This window comes from Burkholderia sp. AU16482, assembly GCF_002223285.1.
GTDB lineage: Bacteria > Pseudomonadota > Gammaproteobacteria > Burkholderiales > Burkholderiaceae > Burkholderia > Burkholderia semiarida.
In genome coordinates, this window is record NZ_NKEY01000003.1 from 1,433,039 (window position 1) to 1,449,905 (window position 16,867).

Sequence of the window (16,867 nt, forward strand, 5' to 3'; positions counted from 1 at the left end):
CGGCGCCCGGCTTACATCGTGCGGCGATCGAGCATCGCGCGGGCGATGGTGCCCGCGTCCACGTACTCGAGCTCGCCGCCCACCGGCACGCCGCGCGCGAGACGCGTGACCGCCAGCCCGCGCGCCTTGAGCGTCTGGCCGAGATAGTGGGCGGTGGCTTCGCCTTCGTTCGTGAAGTTGGTCGCGAGCACGACTTCCTTGACGACGCCGTCGGATGCGCGCCGCACGAGGCGGTCGAAATGGATTTCCTTCGGACCGATTCCGTCGAGCGGGCTCAGTCGCCCCATCAGCACGAAATACAGCCCGCGGTAGGTCATCGTCTGCTCGAGCATGATCTGGTCGGCGGGCGTCTCGACGACGCACAGCAGCGTCGGATCACGCTCCTCGTCGCTGCAGACCTCGCAGATCTGTGCTTCGGTGAACGTGTTGCACTTTTCGCAATGCTGCAGGTGCTCGGTCGCGAACAGCAGCGACCGGCCGAGCCGCTCCGCGCCCTCACGGTCGTGCTGCATCAGGTGAACCGCCATGCGCTGCGCGGATTTCGGCCCGACGCCGGGCAGCACGCGCAACGCTTCGACGAGAGCGGACAGGGCGGACGGCTGTTTCATACGGCGGCAAACGGTGGCAAGGACGCCAAGCTCAGAACGGCAGCTTGAAGCCCGGGGGCAGCGGCAGGCCCGACGTCATGCCGCTCATCTTTTCCTGCGACGTGGCTTCGGCCTTGCGCACCGCGTCGTTGAACGCAGCGGCGACGAGATCCTCGAGCATGTCCTTGTCGTCCGCGAGCAGGCTCGGGTCGATCGACACGCGGCGCACTTCGTTGCGGCACGTCATCGTCACCTTGACGAGGCCGGCGCCCGACTGCCCTTCGACCTCGATCAGCGCAAGCTGCTCCTGCATCTTCTTCATGTTTTCCTGCATTTGCTGCGCTTGCTTCATCAGTCCGGCGAGGTTGCCTTTCAACATGGGAATACTCCTTCTCGATCGTGTGAAAACCGGCACGCGGCGCGTGCCGGCCAATGTGTGCGGGGCGTGATTGTGCCTGTCGCGGGGCGCTCAGTTCAATGGAGTGTAGGCGGCGCGCCGTCCGGCGACGAATCGGCGAGCGGACGCACCGACCCCTCGACGATGCGCGCACCGAACTCGCGCACGAGCTGCTGGACGAACGGGTCGCCGTGAATCTCCTGCTCGGCTTCGCGCTGGCGTGCCGCGCGCGCGGCCGCATCGAGCGCCGCCGCAGTGCGCCGTGCGGGCCCGACCTCCACGGTCACCTCGACCGGCTTGCCGAGCGCATCGGCCAGCGCGGCCTTCAGCTTCGCCACCTGCGCGGCGTCCGCATACTGCGGCACGGGCACCGACAGTTTCAACGCGCTCGCATCGACGGCCGTCAGCTCGCTGTTGAACGCGAGCTGGTATGCAACACCCTTCAGCGGCAGCCGCGCGGCCAGCGCCGGCCATTCGCCGTCGAAGCCGATCGGATCGAGCGCGATCGCCGGCGGTAGCGGGCGCGTGTCGATCGGCGCGGCCGGACGTGCGTCCGCCGGCTTCGGCGTCACACGCACATCGTCGGGACCGCTGTCGAACACCGGCACGAAGCCGTCGTCGGAACCGCCGAACATTTCGTCGGCGCTGAGCGGCACGTAGTCGTCGGGCGGGATGTCCTCCCACGGCGGCGACGGCTGGCGCGCCTCGGCGGCTTGCGGCGCGCGGGCGGCGGCACGCGGCGTCGGCACCTGCACGGCCGGCCGCGGCGCGGCCGGCTTCTCGGCGGCCGGCTGGGCCGCCGCCGGTTTGGCTGTTGCGCCTGCGCGCCCGCCGCGGTCCGACGACACGCGCATCCCTGCATTGCGCAGCACGTCGAGCGCGGCGGCGGCACCGCCGGCGCGCGCCGCCGGACGCGCGGCGGCCGGCTCGGGCGACGCGGCGCGCGGCGTCGGTTCGGCCTGCGGCGCCGGTTCGTCGTTTCGCTGCACGGCGGCAACGGCAGGCGGCTCGGGTTCCTTGCGGGCGGATGCCGGCACGTCGCCGGTGGGCGCTGCTTTCGTTTCCGGCTGCGGCGGCACGATGGCGTGTGCGTCGGCCGCGACCGGTGCCGGCGCTGCCGCCTCCGCCTCCGCCGGCGACGGGACGGCAGCCGGCTTGGCGGCCGACCGCCCGGCTTCGTCGCCCGACTGCGCCGGCGCCGAACGTGCGACCGGCACGGCAGGTGAGGCCGGCGTCGCAACTTGCGGACGCGCTGCGCTGGCGGGCGCTGCCGATACCGGCTTCGCCGCGGCGGCGGCGGCCGGCGCCGCGGCAGCACGCGGGGCCGGCACGGCACGCGGCGGCACGGACGGCTGGCCGCCCGGCGCACTGCCGGCGCCAACGGCCGGCTCGAACGCGAGCATCCGCAGCAGCGTCATCGTGAATCCGGCGTATTCGTCCGGCGCCAGGCCGAGCTCGGCGCGCCCGACCGTCGCGATCTGATAGAACAATTGGACTTGCTCGGGGCTCAGCGTCTGCGCAAAACGGCGCAGATCGGCCGCTTCCGGCCACTCGTCGAGCACCGAGCCCGGCGCGAACTGCGCCCACGCGATCCGGTGCAGCAGGCTCGCGAGATCCTGCAGCGCGGTCGAGAACGACAGGCTGCGCAGCGACATCTCGTCGGCAATCGCGAGGATTTCCGGGCCGCTGCCGGCCGCGAGCGCGTCGAGCAGGCGCACCATGTAGGTCTGGTCGAGCGCGCCGAGCATGCCCGACACCGCCGACTCGGTCACCTCGTTCGCCGAATAGGCGATCGCCTGGTCGGTCAGCGACAGCGCATCGCGCATGCTGCCTTGCGCGGCGCGCGCGAGCAGGCGCAGCGCCTGCGGCTCGAACGTGATCCGCTCTTCGCCGAGGATCTGCTCGAGATGCGACACGATGTGCCCGGCCGGCATCTGCTTCAGGTTGAACTGCAGACAGCGCGACAGCACGGTGACGGGGATTTTCTGCGGATCGGTCGTCGCGAGGATGAACTTGACGTGCGGCGGCGGCTCTTCGAGCGTCTTCAGCATCGCGTTGAACGCGTGGTTCGTCAGCATGTGCACTTCGTCGATCATGTAGACCTTGAAGCGCGCATCGACGGGCGCATACACCGCGCGCTCGAGCAGCGCGGCCATTTCATCGACGCCGCGGTTGCTCGCCGCGTCCATCTCGACGTAATCGACGAAACGGCCCTCGTCGATCTCGCGACAGGCGCGACACACGCCGCACGGCTGCGACGTGACGCCGGTTTCACAGTTGAGCGCCTTCGCGAAGATCCGCGACAGCGTCGTCTTGCCGACACCGCGGGTTCCGGTAAACAGATAGGCGTGATGGAGGCGCCCGCCATCGAGCGCGTGCGTGAGCGCCCTGACGACGTGCTCCTGGCCGACGATCGAAGCGAAATCCTTCGGACGCCACTTGCGTGCGAGAACTTGATAGGTCATCGGGAAATTGTATCAGTAACGCTGCGTCGCGCCGACACGCGAAACGGTGCGGAACACGGGCAACGCACGGGTCGAACGGAGTGTGACGCGGAAATAAAAAACGCCCGGCGAACGGGGCGAGAAGGAAGGTGACGAGCCCAACCCTCGGCACTGGCGGAAAACGATTGTGGCTGCTTCGTTCCCGACCTGACCAGGTTCACCGCCCCACCATGCGAGGAGGCCCGTCACGGCATATTCTATCACCGCTTCCGGACGAATGCGACCGTTTGTTCGCATCAATGCGAATGTCGCCGGGCAAACCGGCGCGTCGTCCATTCGGATACGTTGCATGCGGCGCGCCCCTTGCAATTGGCGAACCGGCCTCCACCTGCATGGCACGATGGTCGAACGTCGCGTCGTACCCCTACTCGCGTAGCGGCTACTATCGCCGCCCGCAGCAGATAGCAATTTAGGCTAATATGACGCCCGAACGACCCGCGAGCCGCGGATGCAGCGCTTACGCCCCTCCTTTCCGGAAAGGCGGAGTGACCTGCCGCGGCGGCCGGCAGCCTACGGCGGCCGGTTCGCCGCAACGCGCAAGCAGGCAGTCCCCGAACCGTAAGAGGTATTGACCCAATGAGCGAACAGATCAAACACATCAGCGACGCATCGTTCGAACAGGACGTCGTCAAGTCCGACAAGCCCGTACTCGTCGATTTCTGGGCCGAATGGTGCGGCCCGTGCAAGATGATCGCCCCGATCCTCGACGAAGTCGCGAAGGACTACGGCGATAAGCTGCAGATCGCGAAGATCAACGTCGACGACAACCAGGCCACGCCCGCGAAGTTCGGCGTGCGCGGCATCCCGACGCTGATCCTGTTCAAGAACGGCGCGGCTGCCGCGCAGAAGGTCGGCGCGCTGTCGAAGTCGCAGCTCACCGCATTCCTGGACAGCCACCTGTAATACCGGCAGATCCGCGGACGTGTTGTCAGTCGGCAACACGTCTGCCGCCAAGCCGCCGATCGCTCGCTCAAGCGCGAATCGGCCTATGCTAGAATTAAAAAACGTCGGCAAGACGCATTTAAGTCTCTGAGCGCTTCCGCTCGCCCTCCTCCCTTATTTTCTTTCGTCGCTTCTCCTCCCTGGCGGGTTCTCCGTATGCATTTATCCGAGCTCAAGTCTCTGCACGTGTCCGAACTGATCGAAATGGCCAATGGCCTGGAGATCGAAAACGCGAACCGCCTGCGCAAGCAGGAGTTGATGTTTGCCATTCTCAAAAAGCGCGCCAAGACGGGGGAGACGATCTTCGGCGACGGTACGCTCGAAGTGCTGCCGGACGGCTTCGGCTTCCTGCGCTCGCCGGAAATGTCGTACCTCGCGAGCACCGACGACATCTATATCAGCCCGTCGCAGATCCGCCGCTTCAACCTGCACACCGGCGACACCATCGAAGGTGAAGTCCGCACGCCGAAGGACGGCGAGCGCTACTTCGCGCTGGTGAAGGTCGACAAAGTCAACGGGCAGCCGCCCGAGGCCTCGAAACACAAGATCATGTTCGAGAACCTCACGCCGCTGCACCCGAACAAGCCGCTGGCGCTCGAGCGCGAGATGCGCGGCGAGGAAAACGTCACGGGCCGCATCATCGACATGATCGCGCCGATCGGCAAGGGCCAGCGCGGCCTGCTGGTCGCGTCGCCGAAGTCGGGCAAGACGGTGATGCTCCAGCACATCGCGCACGCGATCAAGCAGAACCACCCGGACGTCGTCCTGTTCGTGCTGCTGATCGACGAACGCCCCGAAGAAGTGACCGAAATGCAGCGCTCGGTCGCCGGCGAAGTCATCGCGTCCACGTTCGACGAGCCGGCTACGCGTCACGTGCAGGTCGCCGAAATGGTGATCGAGAAGGCCAAGCGCCTCGTCGAAATGAAGCACGACGTCGTGATTCTGCTCGACTCGATCACGCGTCTCGCACGCGCTTACAACACCGTGATCCCGGCATCGGGCAAGGTGCTGACGGGCGGTGTCGACGCGAACGCGCTGCAGCGCCCGAAGCGCTTCTTCGGCGCGGCGCGCAACATCGAGGAAGGCGGCTCGCTGACGATCATCGGCACCGCGCTGATCGAAACCGGCAGCCGCATGGACGACGTGATCTACGAAGAGTTCAAGGGCACCGGCAACATGGAAGTGCACCTCGAGCGCCGCCTCGCGGAAAAGCGCGTCTATCCGTCGATCAACCTGAACAAGTCGGGCACGCGTCGCGAAGAAATGCTGATCAAGCCCGAGATCCTTCAGAAGATCTGGGTGCTGCGCAAGTTCATCCACGACATGGACGAAGTCGAGGCGATGGAATTCCTGCTCGACAAGATCCGCCAGACGAAGAGCAACTCCGAGTTCTTCGACCTGATGCGCCGCGGCGGCTGATCGCCCTCGCCGCACGACACGGCCGCCCGCGCATTCCGCCTGGCGGCCGTTTTTCGATCCCAACCTGTACGTGAACGTACACGTTGACCTATAATCGCGTCATCCTTCCGCCGAAATCCGCCACCTCCGATGCCGAACGACGCCTCCGCCCCGTTATTGACCGTCAGCGACGCCGCGTCGCGGCTCGGCGTCACGCCGCGCACGCTCAAATATTACGAAGAGCGCGGGCTCGTCACGCCGTCGCGCAGCGAAGGCCGCTACCGCCTCTACGACGAAACCGACCTCGAGCGCTTCGCGCGCATCCTGCGGCTGCGCGCGCTCGGGTTCTCGCTGCACGGCATCACCGAAATGCTGAAGCGCCCGCTGGAAGAAACCGGCGACGGCCGGCGCCGCTATTCGGATGCATCGCTGCGCGACATCCGCGCCGGCCTCGCCGAGCAGATCGATACGCTCGACCGGCGGATCGCGGCCGTCCAGCGCGAGCTGAAGGAAGCCGTCGCGCTGCGCAAGGAACTGCAGCACGACATCGACTACGTCGAACGGCGCCTCGCCGGCGAAAACGCCGATGCGCTGATCGCGCAGCGGCGGGCGGAAGCCGGCGCGCGGCGCGCCCGCAAGGATCGCGAATGAACGCGGTGCCCGGCCGATCGCCGCTGTGGAGCCGCGCGAACCTGCGCGCGGACTTGTTCCCATGGGCGCTCGCGCTCGTCACGGGCATCGACTACTTCGACAACGCGGTCTTCTCGTTCTTCGCGAGCTACATCGCGGGCGGCATCAACGCCTCGCCCGACGAACTCGTGTGGTCGTCGAGCGCCTACGCGGTCACGGCCGTGCTCGGTATCCTGCAGCAGCAATGGTGGGTCGACCGGCTCGGCCATCGCCGCTACGTCGCGGGCTGCATGCTGATGTTCTCGTTCGGGGCGGTCGCGTCGGCGCTGGCCGACACGTCGCTGGCGCTCGCGTTCGCGCGCGGTTTCCAGGGTTATTTCATCGGCCCGATGATGGGCGCGTGCCGGATCCTGATCCAGATCAGTTTCAAGCCGCAGGAGCGGCCGCCCGCGACCCGCGCGTTCCTGATCATGATCCTGCTCGGCAGCGCGCTCGCGCCGATCGTCGGCGGGCTGCTGGTCGCGCATTCGACGTGGCGCGCGCTGTTCGCGTGCACGGCGCCGGCCGGCATCGCGTTCGCGATCCTCGCGCTGCTCACGCTGCCCGATTCGGGCCGCGCGCCGGACGACGAACGCGGTTCCGGCCACTTCTGGCCGTACGTCCTGTTCGCGCTCGCGCAAGGGGCGCTGCAGATCGTGCTGCAGCAGGTGCATTACCAGCTCTACAGCGGCTCGCCGATGCTGATCGCGCTGACGATTGCCGGGCTCGGCGCGCTCGCGTGGTTCGCCTATCACCAATGGCATCACCCGACGCCGCTCGTGCGGCTGCACGCGTTTCGCGAGCGGACGTTCCAGATCGGGCTGCTGCTCTACATGTTCTATTACTACGAGACGACGGGCTTCAGCTACCTGACGTCGCGGTTTCTCGAGGGCGGGCTCGGCTATCCGGTCGAGAACGCCGGGCGCCTGGTCGGCACGATGTCGCTGATCTCGGCCACCGCGCTGTTCGCCTATCTGCGCTACGCGAAATTCGTCACGCACAAGAAATGGTTCGTCGTGCCGGGGTTCGCGATCGCGGTCACGGCCGCGCTGTGGATGACGCGGATGACGCCGCAGGTGGGCGAGGCGGCGCTGATCGTCCCGCTGCTGCTGCGCGGGTTGCTGCTGCTGTTCATCGTGCTGCCGGTCGCGAACCTCACGTTCCGCATCTTCGCGATCGACGAATACACGCACGGCTACCGGCTCAAGAACATCGTGCGGCAACTGACGATCTCGTTCGCGACGTCGTCGGTGATCATCGTCGAGCAGCACCGGCTGGCCGTGCACCAGACACGGCTCGTCGAGCGCGCGAACGTGTTCGACCCGCTGTTCCAGCAGACCGCCGATGCACTCACGCGCGGCTATGCGGCCGCCGGCCACGCGCTGAACGACGCGCACGGCCTCGCGATCGCGTCGATCGCGCGGATGGTGGCGCAACAGGCGTCGTTCCTCGCGTCGCTCGACGGCTTTTACTTCCTCGCGGGCGTGGCGCTCGTCGGCGGCCTCTTCGCGGCATGGCAAAAACAGATCGATTGAGTTAAAAGACAGGCTTTGGATTTTCGTCCGCAGCCTCCATGCTTTCGAAACTGACCCGCTGGTTCGACGACCGCCGCCGCGACCGCGCGCTGCGCAGCCATCCGATTCCCGACGCGCTATGGCGCGAAACCGTCGAGCGGCTGCCGTTCCTGGCCGATCTTCCGCCCGACGCGCTCGGCCGGCTGCGCGAGATGACGAGCCTGTTCGTCGCGAAAAAATCGTTTTCGACCGCGCACGGGCTCGAGCTGACCGACGCGATGATCGTCGCGATCGCCGCGCAGGCCTGCCTGCCCGTGCTGAATCTCGACCTGTCGCTGTACGACGGCTGGGTCGGCGTCGTCGTGTATCCGGGCGAATTCGTGATCCGCAAGACGGTGCAGGACGAGGACGGCGTCGTTCACGAAGTCGAGCAGGATGCGAGCGGCGAGGCATGGGAAGGCGGACCCGTGATCCTGTCGTGGGAAGACGCGCAGATGACGGACGGCCAGGATGCATACAACGTGGTGATCCACGAGTTCGCGCACAAGATCGACATGGTCAATGGCGCGGCCGACGGCTATCCGCCCCTTTTTCGCCGCTGGCATGCGCCGCACCTCGACGCGCAGGCGTGGGCCGACGTGTTCGAACATGCGTACGACCAGTTCTGCGCGCGCGTCGACGCGGTGCCGGAGCGCGCGTGGGCGCGCTTCGAGCGGGACTCGCTGATCGATCCCTATGCGGCCGACCACCCGTCGGAATTCTTCGCCGTATGCAGCGAGGCGCTGTTCGTGCGGCCGAAAGCGTTCGAGTCCGAATTTCCGGAGCTGTACCGGCTGCTCGCGCGCTACTACCGGCAGGATCCGGCCGGCGCCGGCGCGCTCGACGCACCATGAAAATTATTCGTCAACCGTCTGATTTTCTGGCATAATCGCCGTTTTTCGACCTTAGGCAAGTGGCTCGCGCCGGGCTTGACGTCAGCCGAAACGCTCCCATCGGGGCGGCACGGCCGGCCAAGCGGCGGGTTGGCTACCGCTATCACCAAGGAAAATCATGAAACCTGGCATTCACCCGGACTACCGCGAAGTCGTCTTCCAAGACATGTCGAACGGCTTCAAGTTCATCACGCGCTCGACGATCCAGACGCGTGAAACCATCGAGCACGAAGGCAAGACCTACCCGCTCGCCAAGATCGAAGTGTCGTCGGAATCGCACTCGTTCTACACGGGTCAGCAAAAGATCATGGACACGGCAGGCCGTGTCGAGAAGTTCAAGAACAAGTTCGGCGCACGCGCCAGCGGCAAGGTCGCGAAGTAAGCTTCGCACCGCATCCGGTGGTTGCAACGCACCGGTACCGCACGAAAGGGCAGCCCAGGCTGCCCTTTTTTGTCTCTGCCCGCCCGGAAAGGCGCCGCCCGGCGCCCGGGCAACGACCTGACGCACAACAGCGGGCGCGACTACAATGCCGGATGCTCGAAACCGGCTCGACCGCGCGCAGCCGCGCCGGCCGCCCGCCCATAACAAATCGCTCATCTGCATGAAGCCTGTCGTCCGTCTCACCGCCTCCGCCACGCGTGCGCTGCCGCGCTGGCTGCTGCTCACGCTCTGCCTCGTCTACGCGGCGTTCGGCCTGTTCGGCCGCGACCCGTGGAAAAACGAGGACGCGGCGGGCTTCGGCGTGATGTGGACGATGGCCAAGGGCGGCTGGCACGACTGGCTGCTGCCGAACCTGGTCGGCAAGTTCATCACGACCGACGGGCCGCTCGGCTACTGGCTCGGCGCACTGTCGATCCGCGGCCTCGGCCCGTGGGTCGACGCAAGCAACGCGTCGCGCGTCGATACCGGCGTGCTGTTCTGCGCCGCGTGCGCGTTCGTCTGGTACGCGGCCTACCTGCTCGGCCGGCGCGCCGAGGTTCAACCGTTCAAATACGCATTCGGCGGCGAGCCCGAGCCGCGCGACTACGGCCGCACGCTCGCGGACGGCGCGCTGCTGGTGCTCGTCGCCTGCTTCGGCCTCGCGGAACGCGGGCATGAAACGACGCCGCAACTCGCGCAATTCGCGTGGATCGCGATGCTCGTGTACGGGATCGTGCGCGGCATCGACAAGCCGCTGCAAGGCGCACTGTGGTGGGGCCTCGCGATGGGCCTCGTCGCGCTGTCCGGCAACCCGGTGCTGGTCGTCGCGCTGCTCGCGGGCACGGCCGCGCTGTGGCTCGTCACGCCCGAGATGCGCAACCTGCGCCTGCCGCTGGTCGGCCTGCCGCTCGCGGCCGCGATTTTCGCGCTGTGGCCGATCGCCGCCTTCGTCGCGGCGCCGGACGACGCCGCATGGTTCTTCAACCAGTGGATCCACGGCAGCCTGATGCGCTTTTCGGGCCCGCCGACGGCCGTGCTCGGCTATGCGGCGAAGAACCTGCCTTTGTTCACGTGGCCCGCCTGGCCGCTCGCGATCTGGGCGTGGTGGAGCTGGGCCGGCATGCGCCGTCGCGCGCACATCGCGATTCCGCTGTCGGTGGCCGTGCCGCTCGTCGCGCTCGTGATCCTGCAAAGCCAGCAGTCGAACCGCATGTACATGCTGCTGCTGCCGCCGCTCGCGGTGCTGGCGACGTTCGCGCTGCCGACCCTCAAGCGCGGCGCGATCAACGCGATCGACTGGTTTGCCGTACTGAGCTTCACGATCCTCGGCACCTTCGTGTGGCTGGTGTGGCTCGCATCGCTCACCGGCTTCCCGCATCCGCTCGCGCGCAACCTCGCGCGCCTCGTGCCCGGCTACGAGCCGCATTTCAAGATCCTGTCGTTCATCTGCGCGGTGATCGTTACCGTGTGCTGGTGCTTCATCGTGCGCTGGCGCGTGTCGCGGCAGCCGAAGGTGCTGTGGCGCAGCGTCGTGCTGTCGGGCGCGGGCACGACGCTGATGTGGGTGCTGCTGATGACGCTGTGGCTGCCGATCGTCAATTACGGCCGGACCTATCGCGACGTCGCGCAACAGATCGCCGTGCACCTGCCGTCCGACTACGAATGCATCTCGCCGGTGCGGCTCGGCGACGCGCAGATCGCGACCTTCGCGTACTTCGGCGACATGCACTTCGATTTCTCCGGCGACTGCGACGTGATCCTGCGCCAGGACCGCGCCGACTTCGGCGAGCCGAGCGCGATGTCGCAATACGTGTGGCGTCTCGTCTGGGAAGGCCGCCGCGTCGCCGACCGCGACGAGCGCTTCCGCCTGTACGAGCGCATCGAACGGCCGAAGACGCCCGTCAAGCGGCGTCCGCCGCGCCGTCGGGCGGCCGATTGACGATGTTCGGCGACATCCGCCGGATCGTCGGTCTCGCGTGGCCGGTGCTGGTCGGCCAGCTCGCGATCATCGCGTTCGGCGTGATCGACACCGCGATGGTCGGCCGCTACTCGGCCGTCGATCTCGCCGCGCTCGGGCTCGGCTCGTCGATCTACGTATCGATCTATATCGGTCTAACCGGCATCCTGTCCGCGCTGCAGCCGATCACCGGGCAACTGTACGGCGCGCGGCGCTATGCGGAAATCGGCGAGGAAGTGCGCCAGGCGCTGTGGCTCGCGCTGCTGCTCGCGATTCCCGGCTTCCTGCTGCTGCATTTTCCCGAGCCGCTGTTGCGCATCGCGCATGCGCCCGCCGCGCTGCACGAGCGCACCGTCGACTACCTGCGCATCCTGTCGTACGGGCTGCCCGCGAGCCTCGTGTTCCGCATCTACAACGCGCTGACCAACGCGGCCGGCAAGCCGCGGCTCGCGATGATCCTGCAGATCGGCGCGCTGCTGCTCAAGTTTCCGCTGAACGTCTGGTTCATCTTCGGCGGCTTCGGTGTGCCGGCGCTCGGCGGCCCCGGCTGCGGGCTCGCGAGCACGCTGATCAACTGGGCGCTCGCGCTGATCGGCTACACGCTGCTCGCGAAGCTCGACGTGTTCGCGCCGCTCGCGATCTTCTCCCGCTTCTGCTGGCCCGTCTGGGCGCGCCAGAAGGCAATCCTGAAGCTCGGCGTGCCGATGGGCCTGTCGTATCTGATCGAGGTCACGTCGTACACGTGCATGGCGCTGTTCATCGCGCAGTTCGGCACGACGACGCTCGCCGGCCACCAGATCGCCGGCAACATCGGCGCGGTGCTGTACATGACGCCGCTGTCGATCGGCGTGGCGGCGTCGACGCTGGTCGCGCGCGCGCTCGGCGCCGGGCACGCCGAGGAAGCCCGGCTGCTCGGCCGGCACAGCGTGATGTTCGCGTGCGGCGTGGCGGCTGCCTACGGCGTGCTCGTGTTCGCGCTGCGCCCGCTGATCATCGGCGGCTACACGCCGAACCCGGCCGTCGCCGCGGCCGCGATGCCGCTCGTCGCGATCGTCGCGTGCTACCACGTGTTCGATGCGCTGCAGGTCACGTCGGCGTTCGTGCTGCGCGCGTACAAGGTGGCGGTCGTGCCGACCGTGATCTATGCGGTCGCCCTGTGGGGCGTCGGACTCAGCGGCGGCTACCTGCTCGGCTTCGACGTCGGCGGGATCGCGCCCGCGTGGCTGACCGGCGCGCGCGGCTTCTGGTTCGCGAACACGGTCAGCCTGATGCTGGCGGGCGCGGGGCTCGTGCTGTACCTGCGCCGCATTGGCCGCGCGCACGCAGCCACAGCCTGAAGCGCGGCGCGCTACGCGCCCTCCAGCACGTCGGCTGCGTGATAGGAGGACCGCACGAGCGGGCCGGCGACCACTTCCCTGAAACCGAGCGCAAGCGCCTCGTCGCGCCACGCGGCGAAGGCCTCCGGGCTCACGTGGCGCCGCACGGGCAAATGGTGCGCCGACGGCGCCAGATACTGGCCGAGCGTCAGCACGTCGACCTCGTGCGCGCGCAGGTCGCGCAGCGTGTCGCGCACCTCGTCGTCGCGCTCGCCGAGCCCGAGCATCAATCCCGATTTCGTCACGAGCGTCGGCCGCGCGGCCTTCGCCTGCGCGAGCAGTTCGAGCGAGCCGCGATAGTCGGCGCCCGGCCGCGCCGCCCGATACAGCGACGGCACCGTCTCGATGTTGTGGTTGAACACGTCGGGCCACGCCGACGACAGCGCATCGAGCGCCCATGCCGTGCGGCCGCGGAAGTCCGGCGTCAGCACCTCGACGCCGATGCCCGGCACGCTCGCGCGCACCGCCGCGATGCACGCGGCGAAATGCGCGGCACCGCCGTCGCGCAGATCGTCGCGGTCGACCGACGTGATCACGACGTAGCGCAACCCGAGCGCCGCCGCCGCGTCGGCCAGCCGCGCGGGCTCGTCGGGATCGAGCGGCTCGGGCCGGCCGTGCGCGACGTCGCAGAACGGGCAACGCCGCGTACACAGCCCGCCCATGATCATGAAGGTCGCGGTGCGCTGCGCGAAGCATTCGCCGATGTTCGGGCACATCGCCTCCTCGCAGACGGAATGCAGCCGATGCTCGCGCAGCACGGCGGCCATGTCGGCCACCGCCGCGCTCATCATCGGCCGCGCGCGCAGCCACGGCGGCTTCGGCAGCGCCGCGCCGGCCGCGGGCTCGACGCGCACCGGAATGCGCGCGAGCTTGTCGCGACTTCTCGCGCCGGGCTGGCCGAGCGCCGTGAGGCTGGGTCGTTCGAGCGCGGCGGCCATCGTCAGTCTCCGAGGAACGCGACGATCAGGCGGTTCACGTCGGCGGCCGCCTCCATCTGCACCATGTGCCCGCCGCCGGCGATCACCTCGGCGCGCACGCCGTCCGGCAAGCCCTGCGCGTGCCGCGCGGGAATCACCTGGTCGCGCTCGCCCCATATCACGAGCGTGCGCGGCGCAAGCGTCGCGAGCCGGTCGCGGAATACGCGCCGCTGCGCGGCGCCGTCGAACGCGGCGTCCGCGATCTTCTCCAGCGCGGCCTGCACGCCTTCGAGCCGCTTGTACTTGACGAGATCCTCGACGAGCTGCCGCGTGACCAGCGCGTCGTCCGCGAACAGCGCGCCGAGGTGCGGCTTCAGCGTGTTGCGGCTGTTGCCGGCGACGAAGCCGTCGATGTATGCACGGTTGATGTCGGCGCCGAGCCCCGCGCTCGCGATCAGCGTGAGCGACGCCACGCGCGCCGGCGCGCTGTCGGCCAACGTCATCGCCACCGCGCCGCCCATCGAATGGCCGATCAGGTGCGCACGCTCGATGTGCTGCGCATCGAGCAGCGCAAGCACCGCGTCGGCCAGCTCGTCGAGACTGCCGGTCTCGACGGCCTTGCCCGACTCGCCGTGGCCGGGCAGATCGAGCGCCCACACCGGCCGGTGCGCGGCGAGTTCCGCATGGTTGAACAGCCAGTTGTTCAGGTCGCCGCCGAAGCCGTGGATCAGCACGGCCGGCGTGCCCGAACCGTCGCCGAGCTTCAGGAAGCGGATCGTGCGTCCGCCGATCCGCGCCTTCTCCGGCTGCGGGCCGGCCGCCTCGTCGGACGCCGCGCTCGGCACGAAGTCGCGCTGGAAGTCGGCGATCGCCGCATCGATGTCGGCGTCGCTCGTGTCGGCGGCCGCGACCACGCCGAGCAGCGCGCCGACGGGCAACGTCTCGCCCTCCTGCGCGATCTGGCGGCGCAGCGTGCCGTCGAACGCGCATTCGACGCCCGACGAGATCTTGTCGGTCTCGACGTCGAGCACCTCGTCGCCCTTCGCCACGCGTTCGCCGATCGCCTTCAGCCAGCCATTGACCTGCCCCTGCTCCATCGACAGCCCCCACTTGGGCATCGTGATCATGTGAATCGACATCGTGTCAGCTCCTCGTCTTCAGGACCGCCCGCGCAATCGCATCGGCGGACGGGATATACAGGTCTTCGAGCACGCCGGCGAACGGCGCGGGCGTATGCGGCGCGGTGACGAGCTCGATCGGCGCCTTGAGCGAGCGGAACGCGCGCTGCGCGACGAGCGCGGCGATGTCGGTCGCGATCGAGCAGCGCGGGTTCGCTTCGTCGACCACCACCACGCGCCCCGTGCGCGCCGCGCTTTCGAGGATCGTTTCCTCGTCGAGCGGCGACGTCGTGCGCAGGTCGATCACGTCGCACTGGATGCCGTCCTTCGCGAGCGTCGCGGCCGCGTCCATCGCCAGATGCACCATCCGGCCGTACGTGACGATCGTCGCGTCGTCGCCGTCGCGCAGCACGTTCGCCTCGCCGAACGGAATCGCATAGGATTCCTCCGGTACGTCGCCCTCACGCGTATAGAGCAGCTTGTGTTCGAGGAAGATCACGGGATCGTTGTCGCGGATCGCCTGAATCAGGAGCCCCTTCGCGTCGTACGGCGTCGACGGGCACACGACCTTCAGCCCCGGGATGTGCGTGAACAGCGACGTGAGCATCTGCGAGTGCTGCGCGGCCGCGCGCAGGCCGGCGCCGTACATCGCACGGATCACGACCGGCGTCACGGCCTTGCCGCCGAACATGTAGCGGAATTTCGCCGCCTGGTTGAAGATCTGGTCGAAACACACGCCCATGAAATCGATGAACATCAGTTCCGCGACGGGCCGCATCCCGCACGCGGCAGCGCCGACCGCCGCGCCGATGTAGCCGCCCTCCGACAGCGGCGTATCGAGCACGCGGCCCGGAAACTTGTGGAACAGCCCCTTCGTCACGCCGAGCACGCCGCCCCATGCGTCGTCCTCGCCGGGCGCGCCCGCGCCGCCCGCGTTGTCCTCGCCCATCACGATCACGCTGTCGTCGCGCGCCATTTCCTGCGCGAGCGCCTCGTTGATCGCCTGCGAATAGGTAATCTTCCTTGCCATGTCTGTCTCCTGGAATGTTCGGTTCGCCGTGCCGGCTGCTCGGTCAGGCCGAGTTCACGGATACGACACGTAGACGTCGGCGAGCAGGTCGGCGGCATCCGGCAGCGGCGCCGCCTTCGCCTGCGCGACCGCGTCGTCGATCAGCGCCTTCACCTGGGCGTCCACCGCGCGCAGGTCGGCCGTCGTCAGCGCTTCGGCGCGCACGACGCGCGTTTCGAAATGCTTCAGGCAGTCCTTCTCGTCGCGCAGCTTCTGCACTTCGCCCGGCGCGCGATAGGTTTGCGCATCGCCCTCGAAGTGGCCGAAATAGCGCGTGAACTTCACCTCGACGAGCGTCGGGCCGCCGCCGTTGCGCGCGCGGTCGACGGCTTCGCCGAGCGCCTCGTGCACCGCGAAGAAGTCGAAGCCGTCGACGATCACGCCCGGCATCCCGAACCCGTTCGCCCGATCGGCGATGTTGTCGGTCGCGACCGACCAGCTCGACGTCGTCGCTTCCGCATAGCCGTTGTTTTCGGCGACGAAGATCGCGGGCAGCCGCCACACCGACGCGAGGTTCATCGATTCGAAGATCACGCCCTGGTTCGACGCGCCGTCGCCGAAGAAGCACACGCCGACGCCGCCGGTTTTCCTGTACTTGGCCGCGAGCGCCGCACCGCACACGAGCGGGCCGCCCGCGCCGACGATCCCGTTCGCGCCGAGCATCCCCATCGACAGGTCGGCGATGTGCATCGAGCCGCCCTTGCCGTGGCAGACGCCTGTCTTCTTGCCGTAGATCTCGGCCATCATCCCGTGCACGTCGACGCCCTTCGCGATGCAATGGCCGTGGCCGCGGTGCGTGGTGGCCACGTAGTCGTCGAGGCCGAGGTGCAGCATCGTGCCGACGGCGGACGCCTCCTCGCCCGCGTACAGGTGAACGAAGCCGGGTATCTCGCCGGTCGCGAATTCGACGTGCAGGCGTTCCTCGAATTCGCGGATCGTGCGCATCAGCCGATAGGCGTCCAGCAGCTTGTCCCTGCCGAGCTGTGTCGAAGCGGTCATGTGTGTCTCCTGGGTAGGTCTGACTGCGAATGCCGCCCCGGCCATGCCGTGGCGGCGGATTGCACGG

15 protein-coding genes and 1 other RNA gene are annotated in these 16,867 nt (G+C 68.0%); 8 read left to right on the forward strand and 8 right to left on the reverse strand.

From position 1 onward, the window contains the following. Positions 1 to 11 precede the first annotated feature (11 nt). The 4 genes from recR to ffs all read right to left on the reverse strand — a co-directional run bounded on the left by recR (position 12) and on the right by ffs (position 3,675). Complete coding sequence (gene recR, locus CFB35_RS09155) at positions 12 to 608, reverse strand: recombination mediator RecR (protein WP_006478665.1); 597 nt, start codon at positions 606 to 608, stop codon at positions 12 to 14. A 31-nt stretch (positions 609 to 639) separates the two neighbouring features. Then, positions 640 to 966, reverse strand: a complete 327-nt coding sequence (locus tag CFB35_RS09160; RefSeq protein ID WP_006482124.1) for a YbaB/EbfC family nucleoid-associated protein — start codon at positions 964 to 966, stop codon at positions 640 to 642. A 95-nt stretch (positions 967 to 1,061) separates the two neighbouring features. Beyond that, positions 1,062 to 3,449: a DNA polymerase III subunit gamma/tau gene (locus CFB35_RS09165; RefSeq protein WP_089464812.1), complete on the reverse strand. Its 2,388-nt coding sequence runs from the start codon at positions 3,447 to 3,449 to the stop codon at positions 1,062 to 1,064. 127 nt (positions 3,450 to 3,576) lie between these two features. Next, positions 3,577 to 3,675, reverse strand: an RNA gene (gene ffs, locus CFB35_RS09170) — signal recognition particle sRNA small type. Positions 3,676 to 4,064: 389 nt separating this feature from the next. Between ffs and trxA the strand changes: the two genes are divergently transcribed. The 8 genes from trxA (at position 4,065) to CFB35_RS09215 (ending at position 12,658) form a co-directional block, all read left to right on the forward strand. Next, positions 4,065 to 4,391: a thioredoxin TrxA gene (trxA, locus tag CFB35_RS09175; protein WP_006402348.1), complete on the forward strand. Its 327-nt coding sequence runs from the start codon at positions 4,065 to 4,067 to the stop codon at positions 4,389 to 4,391. Between the two features lie 195 nt (positions 4,392 to 4,586). After that, positions 4,587 to 5,849 carry a transcription termination factor Rho gene (gene rho / locus CFB35_RS09180; RefSeq protein ID WP_006753675.1) on the forward strand — a complete coding sequence of 421 codons (1,263 nt, stop codon included), beginning with the start codon at positions 4,587 to 4,589 and terminating at the stop codon, positions 5,847 to 5,849. A gap of 129 nt (positions 5,850 to 5,978) precedes the next feature. Beyond that, positions 5,979 to 6,479 carry a MerR family transcriptional regulator gene (locus CFB35_RS09185; protein WP_059585300.1) on the forward strand — a complete coding sequence of 167 codons (501 nt, stop codon included), beginning with the start codon at positions 5,979 to 5,981 and terminating at the stop codon, positions 6,477 to 6,479. After that, positions 6,476 to 8,032, forward strand: a complete 1,557-nt coding sequence (locus CFB35_RS09190) for an MFS transporter (protein WP_089464813.1) — start codon at positions 6,476 to 6,478, stop codon at positions 8,030 to 8,032. Before CFB35_RS09185 ends, CFB35_RS09190 begins: the two co-directional genes overlap by 4 nt. 38 nt (positions 8,033 to 8,070) lie before the next feature. Further along, the gene (locus CFB35_RS09195) at positions 8,071 to 8,904 is read left to right on the forward strand and encodes a zinc-dependent peptidase (protein ID WP_089464814.1); all 834 of its coding nucleotides are present in this window, start codon (positions 8,071 to 8,073) and stop codon (positions 8,902 to 8,904) included. 157 nt (positions 8,905 to 9,061) lie between these two features. Beyond that, positions 9,062 to 9,325 (forward strand): type B 50S ribosomal protein L31, encoded by a 264-nt coding sequence (locus CFB35_RS09200; protein WP_040144297.1) that lies wholly within the window; start codon positions 9,062 to 9,064, stop codon positions 9,323 to 9,325. Between the two features lie 145 nt (positions 9,326 to 9,470). Continuing rightward, positions 9,471 to 11,303, forward strand: a complete 1,833-nt coding sequence (locus CFB35_RS09210) for a glycosyltransferase family 39 protein (protein WP_089464815.1) — start codon at positions 9,471 to 9,473, stop codon at positions 11,301 to 11,303. 2 nt (positions 11,304 to 11,305) lie between these two features. Then, positions 11,306 to 12,658: an MATE family efflux transporter gene (locus CFB35_RS09215; RefSeq protein WP_060011029.1), complete on the forward strand. Its 1,353-nt coding sequence runs from the start codon at positions 11,306 to 11,308 to the stop codon at positions 12,656 to 12,658. Positions 12,659 to 12,669: 11 nt separating this feature from the next. Here the strand turns inward: CFB35_RS09215 and lipA are convergent, their stop codons facing one another. Genes lipA through CFB35_RS09235 form a run of 4 tightly spaced genes read right to left on the reverse strand, consistent with a single transcriptional unit; the run spans position 12,670 to position 16,800 of the window. Further along, positions 12,670 to 13,635 (reverse strand): lipoyl synthase, encoded by a 966-nt coding sequence (lipA, locus tag CFB35_RS09220; protein WP_089464816.1) that lies wholly within the window; start codon positions 13,633 to 13,635, stop codon positions 12,670 to 12,672. 2 nt (positions 13,636 to 13,637) lie between these two features. Next, positions 13,638 to 14,753 carry an acetoin dehydrogenase dihydrolipoyllysine-residue acetyltransferase subunit gene (locus CFB35_RS09225; RefSeq protein ID WP_089464817.1) on the reverse strand — a complete coding sequence of 372 codons (1,116 nt, stop codon included), beginning with the start codon at positions 14,751 to 14,753 and terminating at the stop codon, positions 13,638 to 13,640. 4 nt (positions 14,754 to 14,757) lie between these two features. After that, positions 14,758 to 15,762, reverse strand: coding sequence for an alpha-ketoacid dehydrogenase subunit beta (locus CFB35_RS09230; RefSeq protein ID WP_089464818.1), 1,005 nt, complete (start codon positions 15,760 to 15,762; stop codon positions 14,758 to 14,760). Between the two features lie 54 nt (positions 15,763 to 15,816). Further along, positions 15,817 to 16,800 (reverse strand): thiamine pyrophosphate-dependent dehydrogenase E1 component subunit alpha, encoded by a 984-nt coding sequence (locus tag CFB35_RS09235; RefSeq protein ID WP_089464819.1) that lies wholly within the window; start codon positions 16,798 to 16,800, stop codon positions 15,817 to 15,819. Between the last annotated feature and the right edge of the window lie 67 nt (positions 16,801 to 16,867).

Excerpts from the sequence above, each read along its gene's own strand:
- recR (WP_006478665.1), bottom strand. The coding sequence starts at position 608 with ATGAAACAGCCGTCCGCCCTGTCCGCTCTCGTCGAAGCGTTGCGCGTG.
- CFB35_RS09160 (WP_006482124.1), bottom strand. The coding sequence starts at position 966 with ATGTTGAAAGGCAACCTCGCCGGACTGATGAAGCAAGCGCAGCAAATG.
- CFB35_RS09165 (WP_089464812.1), bottom strand. The coding sequence starts at position 3,449 with ATGACCTATCAAGTTCTCGCACGCAAGTGGCGTCCGAAGGATTTCGCT.
- trxA (WP_006402348.1), top strand. The coding sequence starts at position 4,065 with ATGAGCGAACAGATCAAACACATCAGCGACGCATCGTTCGAACAGGAC.
- rho (WP_006753675.1), top strand. The coding sequence starts at position 4,587 with ATGCATTTATCCGAGCTCAAGTCTCTGCACGTGTCCGAACTGATCGAA.
- CFB35_RS09185 (WP_059585300.1), top strand. The coding sequence starts at position 5,979 with ATGCCGAACGACGCCTCCGCCCCGTTATTGACCGTCAGCGACGCCGCG.
- CFB35_RS09190 (WP_089464813.1), top strand. The coding sequence starts at position 6,476 with ATGAACGCGGTGCCCGGCCGATCGCCGCTGTGGAGCCGCGCGAACCTG.
- CFB35_RS09195 (WP_089464814.1), top strand. The coding sequence starts at position 8,071 with ATGCTTTCGAAACTGACCCGCTGGTTCGACGACCGCCGCCGCGACCGC.
- CFB35_RS09200 (WP_040144297.1), top strand. The coding sequence starts at position 9,062 with ATGAAACCTGGCATTCACCCGGACTACCGCGAAGTCGTCTTCCAAGAC.
- CFB35_RS09210 (WP_089464815.1), top strand. The coding sequence starts at position 9,471 with ATGCCGGATGCTCGAAACCGGCTCGACCGCGCGCAGCCGCGCCGGCCG.
- CFB35_RS09215 (WP_060011029.1), top strand. The coding sequence starts at position 11,306 with ATGTTCGGCGACATCCGCCGGATCGTCGGTCTCGCGTGGCCGGTGCTG.
- lipA (WP_089464816.1), bottom strand. The coding sequence starts at position 13,635 with ATGGCCGCCGCGCTCGAACGACCCAGCCTCACGGCGCTCGGCCAGCCC.
- CFB35_RS09225 (WP_089464817.1), bottom strand. The coding sequence starts at position 14,753 with ATGTCGATTCACATGATCACGATGCCCAAGTGGGGGCTGTCGATGGAG.
- CFB35_RS09230 (WP_089464818.1), bottom strand. The coding sequence starts at position 15,762 with ATGGCAAGGAAGATTACCTATTCGCAGGCGATCAACGAGGCGCTCGCG.
- CFB35_RS09235 (WP_089464819.1), bottom strand. The coding sequence starts at position 16,800 with ATGACCGCTTCGACACAGCTCGGCAGGGACAAGCTGCTGGACGCCTAT.